Here is a 15,663-nt window from a genome sequence, read left to right as displayed (position 1 = left end):
GCGGCCGTACGGGCGGGACCGGGACGGACGGTTCGTCCCGAGTCCTCCCGGCGGGCCGCCGCCGTGGCCTACCCTGTGCCGCATGGGCAGCCCGTCCGGCGGCGGGTTCCGGGCGAACGGTCGGACGACGGTCGCCGCCGCCGGCGCACCGGAGACGGTCCCGCGCACCGGCGACACCCGGACCATCCCGGGGCCCCGGAGGCACCGGGCCCACCGCCCGCTGCCCGCTCCTGGCACCGCCGCCGTCCCGGTAGCGGCCCGGCCCCCGGCCGTCACCCCCGCCGCGACCCGGACGCCCGCCGCCCCCGCCACCCCCGGAGCCCCGCCGGGCCGCAGCCGCTCGGTGGCGCTCTCCTCGGTCACCGCGACCGCCGTACTGACCCTGATCGGCTGCGGGGTGCTGATCCTGCACCTCGTCCAGCGGCAGACCGGCACCGTCGGGCTGCTGGTCGGCCTGGGCCTGGCGATGGTGCCGCTGCCGTTCGTGCTCGGCGGCCTGGCCTGGCTCAACCTCACCGCCCGGGTGCCGCTGCGGCACACCGTGTTCTGCCTCGGCTGGGGCGCCTGCGCGGCCACCACCGTCGCCATCCTGGCCAACAACTGGACGGCGAACTACCTGTCCCGGTACCGGGGCCCGTTCGGGGAGCTGCTCGGCGCCGGGATCGCCACCCCGGTGATCGAGGAGACCGCCAAGGCCACCGCCCTGCTGGTGCTCCTGCTCCCGCTCGGCCAGCGGCTGCGCTGCCACGGCCGCCGCACCGGGCGCCCCTGCGCGCCGCTGCTGCGCCGGTCGCCCGCGCCCCGGAGCCCCCGCCCGTACCCGCGCCACCCAGTCGGGCCGCACGCCCGCGGCCGGCCGCGGCTGCGCCCGTACCTGCGGCCGCTGCCCTACCTTCGCCCGGCCCCGCCCTCCGGTGCGCCGCACCGCCGCTCCCGGCCGCGCACCCTGGCCGCCGGGGTGGTGCTCGGCGGGATGACCGCCTGCGGCTTCGCGTTCACCGAGAACGCCCTCTACCTGGGCCGGGCCTTCACCAGCGACCAGCGCCAGCGGCTGGACAGCATCGGCCTCGGCGACCCGCCCAGCCTGCGCGACTTCGACAGCACCGTGCAGACCTTCGTGCTGCGCGCCCTGCTCTCCCCCTTCGCCCACCCGCTGTTCACCGCGCTCACCGGGATCGGCCTGGCCCTCGCCCTCACCACCGCGCGGCGCTGGCTGGCCCGGCTGGCGGTCCCGGCCGGGCTGCTGCTGGCGATGGCGCTGCACGGCACCTGGAACGCCGCCGCCGACCTCGGCACGGACGGCTTCCTGGTGGTGTACGGGGCGCTGATGGTGCCCTGCTTCGCCGCGCTGGTCTGCTTCGCGGCCTGGGCGAGGTGCCGCACGGGCCGGCACGCGGCGCCCGCCCGGCGGCGGGCCGCCCGGGTGCCCTGAACAGGTGCCTGCGGAGGAGCTCGAGCGGTGCCTTCAAGAGGTGCTCGGGGAACCGATTTCCCATCTCGGCGACTTCCACGTATTGTTGTGTTTACCGACGCGGGGTGGAGCAGCTCGGTAGCTCGCTGGGCTCATAACCCAGAGGTCGCAGGTTCAAATCCTGTCCCCGCTACTCAGTAGCGGAAAGGCCCGGAGGATTCTTCCTCCGGGCCTTTCGCATGTCCGGGTACGGGCGCGGCACGTTCCTGCCACGAAGCTGTAACAGCGGCCCGTCCGACGATCACCTGTCAGGGACCTGAACCATACTGAGGAAAAATTCATCCAATTGGGGGGCCGCACGGGCCACCCCGGACAGGAATCACCACATGCTGTCGAAGCGCCTGGTCAGCACCGCCGCGATATGCCTCGTCCTGGCCGCCGGCACCGCCGCGTGCGGCAGTGCCACGAGCGACGGGAAGGCGGGCTCCGCGCAGAAGCTCGACACCGGCAAGCTCAGCGCCCAGGACATCGAGAAGCAGGCCAAGGAGGCCCTGGCCTCCGCGACCTCCCTCAAGATGGCGGGCACCGTCGACACCGGTGACGGTGCGATGGAGCTGAACCTGACGATGGACAACAAGAGCCAGTGCACCGGCACCATGGCGATGCCGGGCATGGGCAAGTTCGAGATCATCAGCGACGGCAAGACCTCGTACGTCAAGCCGGACACCGCCTTCTGGACCGCCGTGGGCGGCCCGAACGGCGCCAAGGCCGCCGAGCTGTTCAAGGGCCGCTACCTGACCGGCTTCGAGAGCGACCCGTCGATGGGCTCCCTCACCAAGGTCTGCAACCTGGCCGACTTCAGCAAGAAGATCACCGACAGCAAGAGCAGCAGCGACAAGGTCGAGAAGGGCTCCGCCGGCGACGTCAACGGCGTGAAGACCTTCAGCCTGAAGAGCACCGACTCCAAGGGCGAGGTCACGACCCTCCAGATCGCGACCGAGGGCAAGCCCTACCCGGTGCGGATCGAGCACGCCGGCGCCAAGGACGGCAACGGCAAGATCGACTTCAGCGAGTTCGACAAGCCGCTGACCGTCCAGGTCCCGTCGGCCGACAGCACGATCGACTTCACCAAGTTCAAGGACCAGCTCAAGACCGCCTGAGCGGCGGACGCGGGGACCGCGAAATAATCCGTTGCCTCCGGCCGGAGCGCTGCCTAGGCTGGCAGCACACTGAAGGGAGGTGATCCTGAGTTGAGTACCGTCAGGATGCGTGAGGTGGCTGCTCGCTAGAGCCGCCCCTGCCTGCGCAGGGTGAGGCCCCAGGCCTCCGGCAGGCGAAATCCACAGCAGTCACCCGGCCCGCGGGCTCACCGGTACATCCCCGGTGCCTCGGCGCCTGGCCAGTGCACGGGCCGGCGTAGAGGAGCAGCCCGCGGGTCGTCTGCGTTCCCGGGGAGCTTCCGGCACTGCGCCGGAGGCTCCCCGTGGCGTGTCCGGGGAGGGCCGTCGCGTGTCCGGGGCGGGGCCGCGGCGCTAGAGTCTGCGCGGGTTCCGGAGCGGAGCGGCGCGGGCACAGGGGGTAGGCGATGGCGAAGGCGCGGCGGCGGGACGGCGGGGCGGCCCTGCGGACGGTGCGGTGGTGCGCCACCGGGGTGCTGGCCGGGACGGGGCTGCTCGGACTGCTGCTGTTCGCGCTCGGCCGGGAGCACGCCTGGCAGGCGCTCGGCGGCGGACTGGTCGTGGTCGGGGCCTCGGTGGTGCTGGGCGGCGGGCTGGGCTTCCTGTTCGGGGTGCCCCGGGTCCGCGGTGGCGGCACCGGTGAGCCGCAGGGCTCGTACGCGCCGAACACCAATCTGGAGCAGGTCTCGGACTGGCTGACCAAGGTGCTGCTGGGCGTCGGGCTGACCCAGCTCGGCTCGCTCGGCGAACGGCTGCACGACCTCGGTACGGCGCTGGCGCCCGCCCTCGGCGGCGGCCCGGAGGCGGTGCCGTTCGCGGCGGCGCTCGTGCTGTACTTCCTGGTCTTCGGCTTCCTGGCCGGCTGGCTGGTGACCAGACTGGCACTGCCGCAGGTGCTGACCGAGACCGACCAGGCGCTGGACCTCTTCCTCGCCGGGCAGGACCGCGACCGGCACGGCGACAAGGTCGGCGCGGACGACCTGCGGGTCCGCGCGATGCAGCAGCTCGGACTGCTGGGCGGCAGCGCGGAGCGCCAGGCCGCCCTGGCCGGGCAGCTGCCGCCCGCCTCCGGTGCGCCGGCCGGGCCGGAGGGCGTGGTGGCGGAGGTCCGCTCGACCGCGCGGCGCTCGGCGCTGACCGCCGACCAGGTGCGGGCCCTCTTCGCGGACGGCTCCGAGGGCCGACGGATCCAGGCGCTCGCACTGATGCAGGGCGATCCGGCGCTGGCGGACCTGCCGAGCGTGCTGGACGCGATCGAGCACCCGCGCTCGGACTTCGAGCAGTACCACGGCCTGCTGGCCGCCCGGGGGCTGCTCTCCTGGCTGCCCGCCGCCGGGGCGCAGCGGCTGCGGGACGCGGTGGCGACGCAGCTGGTGGACCCGCGGGGCATCCCGTACGGGTCGGACCGCAGCTGGCTGGCGGAGAAGATCCTGTCCCGGCTCCAGGGGACGGCCCTCGTGCCGGAGCAGCCGGCCCGGCCCGCCCCGCAGGCCGTACCGGCCCAGCCGGGCGGGCCGGGCGGGCCGTCGGCCGCGGGGACCTCCTGACCGGAGGAACTACCGGACGGTGAAGCGCAGTTCGGGGCGGTCCCAGGTGATCCTGCCGTGCGCGGGGAAGGTGCCGACGCGTTCGGCGCCCACCCGCAGGTAGAAGCGCTCGGCGTCCGGGTGGGAGACCACCAGCACGCTGGCGATGCCGGCCGCGCGGGCCTGCTCCAGCATGTGCGCGATCAGCTCGCGGCCGGTGCCGCGCCCCTGGGCCTCGTCGGCGACGAACATCAGGTCCAGTTCGGCCGGTTCGCGGATCAGCCCGTAGAAGCCGAGCAGTTGGTCGGTGGCCGGGTCGAGGGCGAGGAACACCTCGTGGCCGGCGATGTAGTCGGGCGTCACCCGGTAGCCGTCGATCATCGGCGCGTACTCGCCGTGGTAGGCGGAGGAGGCCTGGATCAGGTCGGTGAGCCGGTCGGCGTCGGTCGCCTCTGCGCACCGGATAGTCGTCTCGATCATGGCGGCGAGTATAGGGGCAAACCGGAGTAGTGACTATTACATGACCGGCTGCCCGGCCGCCCGGCGTCGTCGGTCGGCGGCCCGCAGCACCAGGACCCGCACGGTGCGGCCGTCCACCGGCCCCGGACAGCGGAGGATCTCGCTGGCTATCCGGCGCTCGCCGAGCGCGTACCGCAGCGGGTCGAGGTGGCCGCAGCGGCGGCCGTGCCCGTCGTTCAGCGGCTGGACCCGGACCTCGCCGTCCGGGGAGGTGACCCGGACCAGCTCGGTCAGCGCCGCCAACTGGCGCTCCGGGCCGAAGACTTCGGGGTAGGCGAAGATCAGGTAGCCGCTCAGGGTGAGGGCGAAGGCGCCGTCCGCGAAGGGCAGCCGGGGCAGCGCGGCGGCCACGTACCGCTGCGGGTGGGCGGCCGAGTCGGCGGCGAACAGCCGGCGGGCCCGGTCCCAGCTGCGCAGGTACCGCTCGGGCCGGTACGGGCGGGGCGAGGGGTGGAGCCACGGCCGGGCGGTCATCGAGGCGGCCATCGCCGCCCGGGCGGCCAGGGCGAGGTCGGCGACCACCGGCGGCGGCAGCGCGTACGCCGGGTCGACGGCGACCACCCGGCAGCCCAGCTCGCGCGCCTCGGCGGCCAGGCCGGCCGCGCCCCCGGGGCAGTCCAGCAGCGGCCCGGGCAGGGCGGCGAGCCGGGCCCGGGTGAGGCCGAACAGGGCGCAGTACTCGTCCAGCGGACGGGAGGTGACCAGCACGTCCGGGAGGGCGGGGGGAGGGCCGGCGGCCACCCGGCCATCCGAACACGGAGCGGCCCCGCCCGCATCCGGAGGAGTCCGGAACGCAGGCGGGGCCGTCGGGGCCTGGATGGAGCCGGGCGGTCAGCGGCCGAGCAGGCCCTGGGCGGCGGCCCGGTTGACGTTGGTCAGGCCGCGGACCAGCTGGGTGGTGAGGAGGACCAGCAGCACCCCGAGGAGCGAGAGCCCGGCGATCTGCCAGGGCGCCTCGATGTCGTACACGTGCCGGATGTCGTGGCTGTCGTAGAAGTCGAACACCCGGTACCCGTGCCAGGAGGTGTAGGTCGGGAAGACCCAGTGGTACAGCGGGTAGAGCGCCGCCGCCCAGCCGAGCAGCAGGAACACCAGCGTCACCGCGAAGCTGAACACCGCCCAGGGGAGCATCAGCACCTGGTACAGCACGGCCTTCCAGCCGGCCCCGTCCGCCAGCCGCGCGGTGACCGCGCCCCAGCTGCCCTGGCGGACCCGGCGCACCGGCTCCGGGCCGGGGACGTCCAGGGCCAGCATGCCGCGCACCCGGGCCCGCTCCAGCCGGCCGAAGCCGCGGGCCGTGGCGGTCAGGGCGCCCAGCACGGGCAGGCCGAGCGCGGTGACGAAGGTGGCGAGGCCGAAGCAGAACATCGTGACCGCGACGGCGAAGCCGAGGATCGCCACCGGCAGGCCGGTGAGCGCGTAGCCGACCTCGCGGTAGTAGTACGCCGAGAACGGGGCCCGCCACAGGGCCGGCCGCCGCTCGGTCCGCCGGGCCCGGACGGGGCGCGGGTCGTCACCGCGACCGCCCAGAACGTCCCACTCCCGGTCCTCCACGCTGCGGCTGCTGCTCATGTTCCCGGCCCCCGGCCCCTCGTGCTGTCGTCTGTCGCTCGTTCGTCCCGCTGACTGCGTCCAGTCTGGTGGACGCGCCGCCCGGCCGTGATCCGGAGGCCTGGCGGATCCGGGGTGGGGTTAACCCCCCTCCACCCGGGCGGCCGGGCCCGGCCACTCCTCGGCGAGCAGCGTGAAGAGGTACGTGTCGGACCGGTCGCCGCCCGCGAACCCGGCGGACCGGACCCCGCCCTCGGACCCGTCGGACCGAGGCCGCCCCTCCGGCCGGAAGCCCAGCCGGGTGAGCACCCGGCCGGAGGCCGGGTTGGCCGCGGCGGTCCGGGCGGTCAGCCGGTGCAGGCCCAGGGTGCCGAAGGCGAAGTCGCGGAGCAGGCCGACGGTCTCGCCCGCGTAGCCCCGGCCCCAGGACCCGCGGGCCAGCACGCACCCGAGGTCGGCGGCGCCGTGCCCGTCGAGGGTGAGCGCGGCCTGCCCGATCGGCGTCGCGTCCCCGGGCTCCTCGGCGTCGGCGATCCTGGTGACGGCGAGCCGGTAGGTGTCCCGCTCCTCGGCCATCGCCTCCTCCAGGTAGAGCTCGATCTGGTCGGCGCAGTCCTCCCGGCCGCTCGGCCCGAAGGGCAGGTGGCGGGTGACCTCGGGGTCGCCGAACAGCGCGTGCAGCGCGTCCACCTCCTCCTCGGTGTGGTGGTACTCGCGGACGGCCAGGCGCGGGCCGGTGAGTCGTACGGGGACCATGGCTGCCGACCCTATCCCCGCCCGGCGGCTACCGTTCGGACTATGAACGACGAAGACCTGCGGCTCGCCCCGCGCACCAAGGCCGCCGACCTGCTCGCCTGGGCGGCCGAGCAGGGCCGCGCGCCGGTGGCCGAGGGGCCGCTGCGCGCGGTGCTGGCGCTGCTGGAGCTGGGCGAGGGCAGGATGCACGACGGCTGGCCCGAACTGACCTCCGACGCGGTGGAGCACCTGCTGTACGAGCGGCTCCACCTGTACGTCCAACCCGCGCCCGAGGAGGACCCGTTCGCCTACGGCGACGCCGTCCGGCTGCTGGTCGACCACCAGCGGGCGTCCCGGCGGCTGAACGCCAAGCGCCAGGAGCGGCTGCACGCGGAGGCCGAGTGGCAGGGCGAGGTCGCGGCCGGGCTGCTGCGCCGCGCCGACCTGGTGACCTGGCCCCGGCTGTACGCGCTGCTGCTGCACGCGTACGGGGTGGACGTCACGGACCCGGCGGCGGTGCGGGCCTGGCTGGCCGGCTTCGGGGAGCTCCCGGAGGAGGAGCGGCTGGCCGCGTACGAGGCGCTGGCACCGGCCGGCTGGCTGGACGAGCCGGACGAGCAGGGCTGGGGCCCGGGCCGGGTGCTGTCGGTCGGCATGGCCACGGACGGCGCTCGGCGGCTGCTGGAACAGGGCCTGATGCGGCGCAGCTACCGCAACCTGGCGGAGCTGACCGCGCTGGGGCGGCCGATGCCGGAGGAACTGGCCGGGGACTTCGGGCGGTTCGAGGAGGCGGCGGTCGAGGCGGCGCTCGACCTGTTCGGCGGGTGGACGGTGCCGGGGCTGCCGCAGCTGCTGGTGACGGAGTTCCCGGAGCTGGCGCCGGAGCCGGGCCAGGAGGAGATCGAGGCGTACCTGGCGCAGCTGCCCGCCGAGGAGTGAGACGCCGCGGCGAAGCCCCCGGTCCGGTGCTGGTGCTCCGGGCCGGGGGCTTCGCGCTGGGTCCGCCCGGGCGGGTGCCTCAGGGCGGGTGCGTCAGGGCTGGCGCCTCAGGGGTTGAGGCCGCGCTGCTGGAGCCAGGGCTCCGGGTCGACCGGGGCGCCGCCGCCGGGGCGGACCTCCATGTGCAGGTGCGGGCCGGTGACGTTGCCGGTCGCGCCGACCTTGCCGATCTGCTGGCCGGCGGCGACCTTGCCGGAGCCCTTGGTGATCGCGGAGAGGTGGCAGTACCAGATCTCGGTGCCGTCGGGCAGGGTCTCGACGATCCGGTAGCCGTACGAGCCGGCCCAGCCGGCCGAGGTGATGGTGCCCTGGCCGAGCGCGTGGACCGGGGTGCCGGTGTCGGCGGCGAAGTCCAGGCCGGTGTGCAGGTTGGCCCAGTAGCGGGCGCTCTGGCCGTAGTGGGCGGAGAGCCGGTAGTCCGTCACCGGGAGGGTGAGGGCGGCGGCCTTGGCCCGCTCGGCCTCCTCGGCGGCGCGCTTGGCCTCGGCCTCCTTGGCGGCGGCCTTGGCCTCCGCCTCCTGGGCGGCCTGGAGCCGGGCGGTCTCCTCGGCGGCGGTGCGCTGGCTGTCGGCCTGGTTCTGGATGCGGGCGGCGAGCGCGAGGCCGGGGTCGGCGGAGAGGGCGACCGCCGTCTCGTCCGGGGCCTCGATGGCGGGGGCGGCGGCCGGGGTCGCCGAGGTGAAGCCGGTGGCACCCAGGGTGGCGGCGACGGCGGTGACGCCGAGCAGCGGGGAGGTTCCGCGGGTCTGACGCGGCATCCGGTGGCGGTTGGTCTCGGCCTCCGCGGCGAAGTCCTCCGGGCCGAAGGCCTCGGGGCCGTCCGGGCCGGGGTGGTCGAGGAGCTGGGTACCGGCTGCGAAGCCGGCCGGTTGTGCCGGGGTGTGCGTCGACGCCACGGAGGCGCGCTCCTTTCCTTCCTTCGCGCCTACCGGGTTAGCTGACGGGTTCGGAGCAGGAAGGTCTCCTACGGCCGGGCCGGAGCCCCGCCGATTCACCCCAAGGAACGTGGTTCCCCGGCTCCCTGACCTGCCCGGAGGCCGGTCGGTGGGATTAGGCGACGGCGCACGGTGCCGTCTGGGTACGGCGTTGACAACCGCGCTGCGTTATCAAACGTTAATCCTAGGAGGCTCTGATTCCAAGCCATCCGTTCGGAGCAGCCCCGCGGCAGGTGATCGGACGTCAACGAACGGTCCCTCATGCACGGCCCCATCTGAGTACGCCTACTCATGTGCGGGCCGGCCGGGCCGCAGCATCCTGACGCCATGAGCGCACCGATGCAGACCCGCACCACGGCCGCCTACTACCTCCAGGCCGTCCTGTCCTTCGCCCTGTCGGGCACCGCCCTCGCCGTGGGGATCATCTACCTGCCGGTCGGCGGGTGGACCCGGGCCTTCCTCGGGCTCGGGCTCCTCTTCACGGTCAGCTCCGCGTTCACGCTGGCGAAGGTGATCCGGGACCGGCAGGAGTCCAACGACATGGTCACCCGGGTGGACCAGGCCCGGCTGGAGAAGCTGCTCAGCGAGCACGACCCGTTCAAGGTCGAAGGGGTCTGACCGCTCCCTTCCCCCTCTTCTCCGTCGCCTCCGACGCCTCCGGCACCCGACCGCTTGACGGCTAAGGCTATTAGCCTTAGCTTTATGGCTATCGGCAGCAACGCCGATGCCCCGCACCGGCGGCCCGAGGAGGACCCCATGAACGGCACCATCACCCCGAGCACCCAGTACCTCACCGTCCCCGGCGGCCGGATCGCCTACGACGACACCCGGCAGGGCGACGGCACCCCGGTCGTCCTGCTCCCCGGCATGCTCGACAGCCGGGCCGCGTACCGGCACCTGCGCCCGCTGCTCGTCGCCGCCGGCCACCGGGTCGTCACCATGGACCTGCGGGGCTTCGGCGAATCCTCGATCACCTGGGACGACTACGGCCCCGCCGCCCTCGCCGGCGACGTCCTCGCCCTGCTCGACCACCTCGGCATCGAGCGCGCCGTCCTCGCCGGGAACTCGTACACCGGGGCCACCGTCGTCAAGGCCGCCGGGGACGCCCCCGAGCGGGTCGCCGGGATCGTCCTGCTCAACGCCTTCGTCGAGAACCCGCCGCAGGGCGCCCTGATGCGCGGCGCCATGGGCCTGATGGGCGCCGCCCTCGTCCACTGGCCGGCCGCCTGGGGCTTCTACCTGCGCCGGATGGCCTTCCCCGGCGCCAGGCCCGCCGACTTCGACGCGTACGTGGACGGGCTGGTCGCCGCGCTGCGCACCCCGGGCCGGAAGACCGCCACCCGCGGGTACGTCCACGGCGACTCGGCGCCGGTCGGCTGGACGGCCGCGGTGCGGTGCCCGGCCCTGGTCGTCATGGGCAGCAAGGACCCCGACTTCCCGAAGCCGGAGCTGGTCGCCGACCGGCAGGCCGCCGCGCTCGGCGCGCGGAAGGCGATGATCGAGGGGTCCGGGCACTACCCGATGGCCGACAACCCGGCGGCCACCGCGGACGCCCTGCTGCCGTTCCTCGCCGAGCTCGGCTGAGCCCCGCCCGTCCGCTGCCCGCCCCTGCCCGACCTGATCCGTACGGAGAGCCCGAACCCATGCCCCGCGTAGGACTGACCCCCGACCAGGTCGTCGACCACGCCCTCGCCCTCATCGACGAGCAGGGCGCCGAGGCCCTCACCCTGGCCTCCGTCGCCGCCCGGGCCGGGGTCGCCACCCCCTCGCTGTACAAGCACGTCAGCGGCGGCCTCGCCGAACTGCGGCGGCTGATCGCCGTCCGGGTCACCGGGGACCTCGCCGACCGGCTGGCCGAGGCGGCCGTCGGACGCAGCGGGGACGACGCCGTCGCCGCCGTGCTGCGCGCCTACCACGCGTACGCCACCGAGCACCCGCACCGCTACAACGCCCTCCCCCAGGCCCCGCAGCCCGACGACGACCTGGCCCGGGCGGCCGCCCGGCTCGTCGGCGTGATCATCGCCGTGCTGCGGGAGTACGGGCTCGACGGCTCCGAGGCGGTCCACGCCGCCCGCACCGTGCGCTCCGTCGCCCACGGTTTCGCCTCCCTCACCACGGCCGGCGCCTTCCAGCTCACCGAGGACCTCGCCACCACCCAGGACCGCCTCATCGCCACCCTCACCACCGGCCTCCGCGCCTGGCCCGCGTAAGCGGCCGGCCCCGCACCGGGCACTGCGCAGGAAGTCGGCCCGGCCGACTTCCCGCGGTGGCGGTGGTGCTGGTGCGGCGGTTCGGTCGGCCTTCGCCGGTGGGGGAAATGGGGTATCAAGGACCAGTGCCCCTGGAGCCCGCCGGCAGTCCGACCGCGCGCAGTGCGATGCGCTGCGTGCGGCTGCTGCTGGGCTGCACCAGCGCGGCCGAGCTGCTCGGCACCGTCCTGGCCGAGGGCCCGAGCTGGATCACCGGCGAGGGGTCCGCGCTGTACCTGCTGGACTCCGCCGGGATGCTCCGGCTGACCGCCTCGCACGGGCTGCCGGACTGGGCGCACGAGCGCTACAGCGTGGTCGACCCGGCCGGTGAGCTGCCCGCCGCGATGGCCCTGCGGCTGCGCCGCCCGTACCTGCTCAGTCCCGAGCACACCAGCGTCGACTACCCGAACCGGAACACCGGCATGGGTACCGGGATGGTCGCCGTGATCACCCTGCCGATGGTCGTGGACGAGCGGCCGATCGGTGTGCTGGCCCTGGCGCTGGCCCACCGGGGCACCGTGCCGCGCCGCGACCTGGACGTCCTGGAGACCCTCGCCGAGGCCTGCGCCCACCGGCTGGCCCATCTGCTGGACCACGCCGACGCCCACCTCCCGTACGGCACCCGGGCACCGTACGGCGTCCGGTTACCCGAGGACCCGCGGGCGGCGGACGGCCGCCCCGCCGGGCTGGCGCACCCGCTGCTGTCGCTGGCCGTGCGGGCCGCCGGGCACGGGGCCTTCGAGCGGGACCTGGTCACCGGGGAGAGCTACTGGGACGCCGAGGCGTTCCGGCTGGCGGGCCGCCCGCCCGCCCCGGACGGCGCCGCCCCCGAGCTGGACCGGCTGGTCCACCCGGAGGACCTGCCGGACGTGCAGGCGGCGCTCGCCGAGGCGCTGGCCGCCGGCGGCCGCTACCGGATCGGCTACCGGGTGCTGCGGCCCGGCGGCAAGGTCGCCCGGGTCGAGGAGTCCGGCGAGGTGATGCTGGACGTGCACGGGCGGCCGGTGCGGATCGCCGGGCTGCTGGCCGAGGCCGGGCACCGGGAGCCGCCGCCGGCCGAGGGGCGGAACTCCCCGGCCGCCGCCCGGACGGCGCTGCTGCTGACGCTCACCCGGGCGCTGTCCCGGGCGGTGACCGTCCGGGACGTCACCACCGCCGTCACCGATGTCGCCCGCCCGGCGCTCGGCGCCGCCGGCATCGTCCTGGACCTGGTGGACGAGGGCCGGCTGCTGCCCGTCTCGCACACCGTGTACGGGGGCCCGCGCCGCACCGAGCTCACCCGTCTGGCGGACCTGTCCGAGTCCGTGATGCAGCGTTCGCTGGCCCGCTCCGCCCCGCTGTTCAGCGAGCCCGCCGCCGCCCGCACCCGACGCGACCCGCTCACCCCGGCCGCCTGGGCGGTGCTGCCGCTGGTCGCCTCCGGGCAGCAGGTCGGCTCGTGCCTGATCACCTTCGCCGCCGAGCGGGTGTTCAGCCGGGAGGACCGCACCCTGTACTCGGCCTTCGCCGGCATCCTGGCGCAGTCCCTGGAGCGGGCCCGGCTGTACGACACCCACCACCACCGGGCCTCCGAGCTGCAGCGGGCGATGCTCCCGCGCACCCTGCCGCGGCTGGCCGGGATCGCCAGCGCCGCCCGCTACCTGCCGAGCACCGAGGGGATGCAGATCGGCGGCGACTGGTACGACCTGCTGCGGCTGCCGGACGGCCGGATCGGGCTGGTGATCGGCGACGTCCAGGGCCACAACGCGGAGGCCACCGCGGTGATGGGCCAACTGCGCAGCGGGCTGCGGGCGTACGCGACGGACGGGCACGACCCGGCCGCCACCCTGACCCGCACCAGCCGGCTGCTGGCCGAGCTGGACACCGAGCTGTTCGCGACCTGCCTCTACCTGACCCTGGACCCGGCCGACGGCGTGCTGACCGCGGCCCGGGCCGGGCACCCGGCGCCGGTGCGGATCACCGCCGACGCCGCGGCCGTCGAGCTGGAGCTGCCGGGCGGGCCGCCGCTGGGGGTGGCCCCGGAGCGGCCGTACCCGCTGGCGGTGGAGCGGCTGGCGGTCGGCGAGACGCTGCTGGCGTACACCGACGGGCTGGTCGAGGACCGCGAGGAGGACTACGACGAGTCGGTGCAGCGGATGCTCGGCGGGCTCGAACTGTGGGCGCGGCAGACCGGTCCGGGGCGGATCGGCCCGGCGCCGGCGCTGGAGCGGCTGGCCGATCTGCTCACCCTGAACGTGACCGAGCGGCGGTCCCGGCCGGACGACGTGGCGCTGCTGCTCCTGCACCGGACGGCGCCCCTTCCGTAACACCGTGCGCACAGGCCCCACACATCACCGGACGCGATCCGGCCGGGCGGCTCGATCCCGACGTTCCCGGCGGTGCCGATCGGGCCGCTCCGATACCTCGTCAGGCGGTGGGATCGGGGTCGAACGATTGCCGATTGACGCCGAATTGACTCGATATTGACGAGATCCGGTCACTTGGCGAGATCCGTTCACACCTTCGTAGGATCATCACCCTAGAATTCGCGGCGTGACGATGACTCAGTGGTCCGTAACGGCAACCGGCGTACTCGCCGTCCTCGCCCTCGTGGCCGCCGCGCGGTACCGCGCCGTGTCCGTCACCCAGCGCGGCCGTGCCGACCGGCTGCGCGGCGAACTCCTCGCCGTCCAGGAACAGCTGGCCACCGAGCTCTCCCGCCGCGGCGCCGAACTCGCCGCCGTCCAGCAGGAGCAGGAGCACACCGCCTCCACCCAGCGGGCCTTCCTCAGCGTCGCCCGCCGGATCCTGGTGATGGCCCACGACCAGCAGGCGCTGCTGGACGAGATGGAGCGCACCCACGACGACCCGACGCTGCTGGAGGGCCTGCTCAAGGCCGACCACGCCGCCGCCCAACAGGCCCGGCTGGCCCAGACCCTGGCCGTGCTGTGCGGCGCGCGGGCCGGCCGGCACTGGCCGGAACCGGTCTCCCTGGAGGACGTCGTCCGCGGCGCCCAGTCGCGCATCCTGCCGTTCCAGCGCGTGGTGGTGCGCAGCCGGACCGAGACCGCGGTGGTCGGCGCCGCCGCCGAGGCGCTGATCCACGCGATCGCCGAGCTGCTGGACAACGCCACCCGCTACTCCCCGCCCAGCACCCAGGTGTTCGTCACCCTGATGCCGGTCCACAACGGCGCCGTCATCGAGATCGACGACGGCGGCGTCGGCATGCCGGAACAGGCCGTCGCCAAGGCCGCCGCCGCGCTGGCCGGCGGCAGCACCCTGGAGGTCTCCCGGCTGGGCGAGGTGCCGCAGCTGGGCCTCGCCGCGGTCGGCCGGCTCGCCGAGCAGTACGGCTTCCGGGTCACGCTCAGCTCGGCGCCCTCGCCGTACGGCGGCGTGCGGGTGGTCCTGCTGCTGCCGAACGCGCTGCTCACCGAGCCGCTGCCGCCCACCGTCCCCGGCCTCGGGCCGGACGACCGGGCGTTCAACCCCGGCCCCCGGCCGGCCTCTCCCGCCGGCCACCCCCTGGTGGAGACCCCGCCGCCCGGCCGGCACGCCGCGACCGGTGACACCCCTCCCCCGCTGCCCCGCCGGAGCCACCGGCGCGGCCGCACGGGCCGCCCCGCCCAGCACGCCGCTCCCCCACCGCCGCCCGCGCCGCCGTACCGCTCGGCCCGGGACGCGCAGGCGTTCATGGCGATGTTCCAGGCCGGGACGGCCAGCGGCCGTTCCGCCGCCCGGGCCCAGTCCACCCCTTCCCTTCCCGCTTCCCCCCGACTTCCCCAGCGCTCCGGAGAGTTCCATGACCACCACCCCTGATCTCGGCTGGCTGCTCGCCGACATCATCGCCGTCCCGCAGGTCCAGCACGCCGTCGTCGTCTCCAACGACGGCCTGGAGATCGGCCGCAGCGCGGGCATCCCGCGCGACGACGCCGAACGGCTCGCCGCCGCCTGCTCCGGACTGCAGTCGCTGGCCCGCGGCGTCGCGACGGGCTTCGGCGGACCGGGCAGCGCCACCCGCCAGATCATCATCGAGTACGGCGGCGGCTACCTCTTCGTCGTCGCCGCCGGGGCCGGCGCGCACCTGGCCGTGGTGGCCGGCGAGGCGGTCGACGCCGGCCTGGTCGCCTACCAGATGCAGGTCCTGGTCGAGCGGATCGGCACCCACCTCACCAGCCCGCCGCGCGTCGACCACGCGGCGGGGGGCCACCGGTGAGCGGCCCGGTCCGGCCGTACGTCATCACCGGTGGGCGCAGCCGCCCCACCCGGTCCGATCTGGCCGTGGAGAGCCTGGTCAGCGCCGTGCCCGGACCATTAGGACTGCCCGAGCCGCCGGACCTGCCCGAGCACGAGCTGATCAACCGTGAGCACCGGCGCATCCTCGCGCTCTGCCACAGCCTGCTGTCCGTCGCCGAAGTGGCGGCCCACCTGGGGCTGCCGCTCGGCGTCGTCAAGGTGCTGGTCGGTGACCTCTGGGACCTCGGCGCCGTGCAGGTGCTCCCGCCCGTCCCCCAGGCCGAACGCCTGCCCGCAACCCTCCTGGAGGAGGTGCTCGTTGGCCTCCGCCAACTCCGCTGAAGC

The 15,663-nt window shown here is 74.9% G+C and carries 16 protein-coding genes, 1 tRNA gene and 1 riboswitch; of the genes, 12 read left to right on the top strand and 5 right to left on the bottom strand.

Features of this window, described 5'->3' with window-relative positions:
- Positions 1–82: 82 nt before the first annotated feature.
- The 4 genes from AMK13_RS11825 to AMK13_RS11810 all read left to right on the top strand — a co-directional run bounded on the left by AMK13_RS11825 (position 83) and on the right by AMK13_RS11810 (position 4,136).
- Entirely contained in the window at positions 83–1,432 is a 1,350-nt protein-coding gene (locus AMK13_RS11825; protein ID WP_074002087.1) for a PrsW family intramembrane metalloprotease, read from the top strand.
- A gap of 98 nt (positions 1,433–1,530) precedes the next feature.
- A tRNA-Met gene (locus AMK13_RS11820) sits at positions 1,531–1,604 on the top strand.
- 193 nt (positions 1,605–1,797) lie between these two features.
- Entirely contained in the window at positions 1,798–2,571 is a 774-nt protein-coding gene (locus AMK13_RS11815; protein ID WP_074002086.1) for a hypothetical protein, read from the top strand.
- A 425-nt stretch (positions 2,572–2,996) separates the two neighbouring features.
- A complete protein-coding gene (locus AMK13_RS11810) occupies positions 2,997–4,136 on the top strand; it encodes a hypothetical protein (RefSeq protein ID WP_074002085.1) in 1,140 nt (379 codons plus the stop codon).
- A 9-nt stretch (positions 4,137–4,145) separates the two neighbouring features.
- Here the strand turns inward: AMK13_RS11810 and AMK13_RS11805 are convergent, their stop codons facing one another.
- The 4 genes from AMK13_RS11805 to AMK13_RS11790 form a co-directional block, all read right to left on the bottom strand.
- Complete coding sequence (locus tag AMK13_RS11805; protein WP_074002084.1) at positions 4,146–4,595, bottom strand: GNAT family N-acetyltransferase; 450 nt, start codon at positions 4,593–4,595, stop codon at positions 4,146–4,148.
- 36 nt (positions 4,596–4,631) lie between these two features.
- The gene (locus tag AMK13_RS11800; protein ID WP_079272030.1) at positions 4,632–5,375 is read right to left on the bottom strand and encodes a class I SAM-dependent methyltransferase; all 744 of its coding nucleotides are present in this window, start codon (positions 5,373–5,375) and stop codon (positions 4,632–4,634) included.
- Positions 5,376–5,465: 90 nt separating this feature from the next.
- A complete protein-coding gene (locus AMK13_RS11795; RefSeq protein WP_053112132.1) occupies positions 5,466–6,206 on the bottom strand; it encodes a sensor domain-containing protein in 741 nt (246 codons plus the stop codon).
- Between the two features lie 120 nt (positions 6,207–6,326).
- Positions 6,327–6,941, bottom strand: a complete 615-nt coding sequence (locus tag AMK13_RS11790) for a GNAT family N-acetyltransferase (protein WP_074002083.1) — start codon at positions 6,939–6,941, stop codon at positions 6,327–6,329.
- Between the two features lie 42 nt (positions 6,942–6,983).
- On the opposite strand from AMK13_RS11790, the gene AMK13_RS11785 reads away from it, so the two are divergent.
- On the top strand, positions 6,984–7,859 hold the full coding sequence (locus AMK13_RS11785) for a hypothetical protein (protein WP_074002082.1): 876 nt from the start codon (positions 6,984–6,986) through the stop codon (positions 7,857–7,859).
- 107 nt (positions 7,860–7,966) lie between these two features.
- Here AMK13_RS11785 and AMK13_RS11780 read toward each other — a convergent pair whose 3' ends face one another.
- On the bottom strand, positions 7,967–8,815 hold the full coding sequence (locus AMK13_RS11780) for a M23 family metallopeptidase (RefSeq protein ID WP_074002081.1): 849 nt from the start codon (positions 8,813–8,815) through the stop codon (positions 7,967–7,969).
- Between the two features lie 12 nt (positions 8,816–8,827).
- A riboswitch (cyclic di-AMP (ydaO/yuaA leader) is annotated at positions 8,828–8,986 on the bottom strand.
- A gap of 195 nt (positions 8,987–9,181) precedes the next feature.
- On the opposite strand from AMK13_RS11780, the gene AMK13_RS11775 reads away from it, so the two are divergent.
- The 7 genes from AMK13_RS11775 (at position 9,182) to AMK13_RS11745 (ending at position 15,660) form a co-directional block, all read left to right on the top strand.
- A complete protein-coding gene (locus AMK13_RS11775; protein WP_074002080.1) occupies positions 9,182–9,472 on the top strand; it encodes a YiaA/YiaB family inner membrane protein in 291 nt (96 codons plus the stop codon).
- Positions 9,473–9,556: 84 nt separating this feature from the next.
- The gene (locus AMK13_RS11770) at positions 9,557–10,438 is read left to right on the top strand and encodes an alpha/beta fold hydrolase (protein WP_198959332.1); all 882 of its coding nucleotides are present in this window, start codon (positions 9,557–9,559) and stop codon (positions 10,436–10,438) included.
- Positions 10,439–10,497: 59 nt separating this feature from the next.
- Complete coding sequence (locus tag AMK13_RS11765; protein ID WP_074002078.1) at positions 10,498–11,064, top strand: TetR/AcrR family transcriptional regulator; 567 nt, start codon at positions 10,498–10,500, stop codon at positions 11,062–11,064.
- A gap of 125 nt (positions 11,065–11,189) precedes the next feature.
- The gene (locus AMK13_RS11760) at positions 11,190–13,409 is read left to right on the top strand and encodes a SpoIIE family protein phosphatase (protein WP_074002077.1); all 2,220 of its coding nucleotides are present in this window, start codon (positions 11,190–11,192) and stop codon (positions 13,407–13,409) included.
- 232 nt (positions 13,410–13,641) lie between these two features.
- Entirely contained in the window at positions 13,642–14,901 is a 1,260-nt protein-coding gene (locus AMK13_RS11755) for an ATP-binding protein (RefSeq protein WP_074002076.1), read from the top strand.
- On the top strand, positions 14,885–15,298 hold the full coding sequence (locus tag AMK13_RS11750; protein ID WP_049653168.1) for a roadblock/LC7 domain-containing protein: 414 nt from the start codon (positions 14,885–14,887) through the stop codon (positions 15,296–15,298). The genes AMK13_RS11755 and AMK13_RS11750 overlap by 17 nt, the downstream gene beginning before the upstream one ends.
- The gene (locus tag AMK13_RS11745; RefSeq protein WP_049653167.1) at positions 15,295–15,660 is read left to right on the top strand and encodes a DUF742 domain-containing protein; all 366 of its coding nucleotides are present in this window, start codon (positions 15,295–15,297) and stop codon (positions 15,658–15,660) included. The genes AMK13_RS11750 and AMK13_RS11745 overlap by 4 nt, the downstream gene beginning before the upstream one ends.
- Positions 15,661–15,663 lie beyond the last annotated feature (3 nt).

It is taken from the genome of Streptomyces sp. CB02056 (assembly GCF_001905545.1).
Classification (GTDB): domain Bacteria; phylum Actinomycetota; class Actinomycetes; order Streptomycetales; family Streptomycetaceae; genus Kitasatospora.
This window is presented reverse-complemented; position numbering and strand designations above follow the sequence as displayed.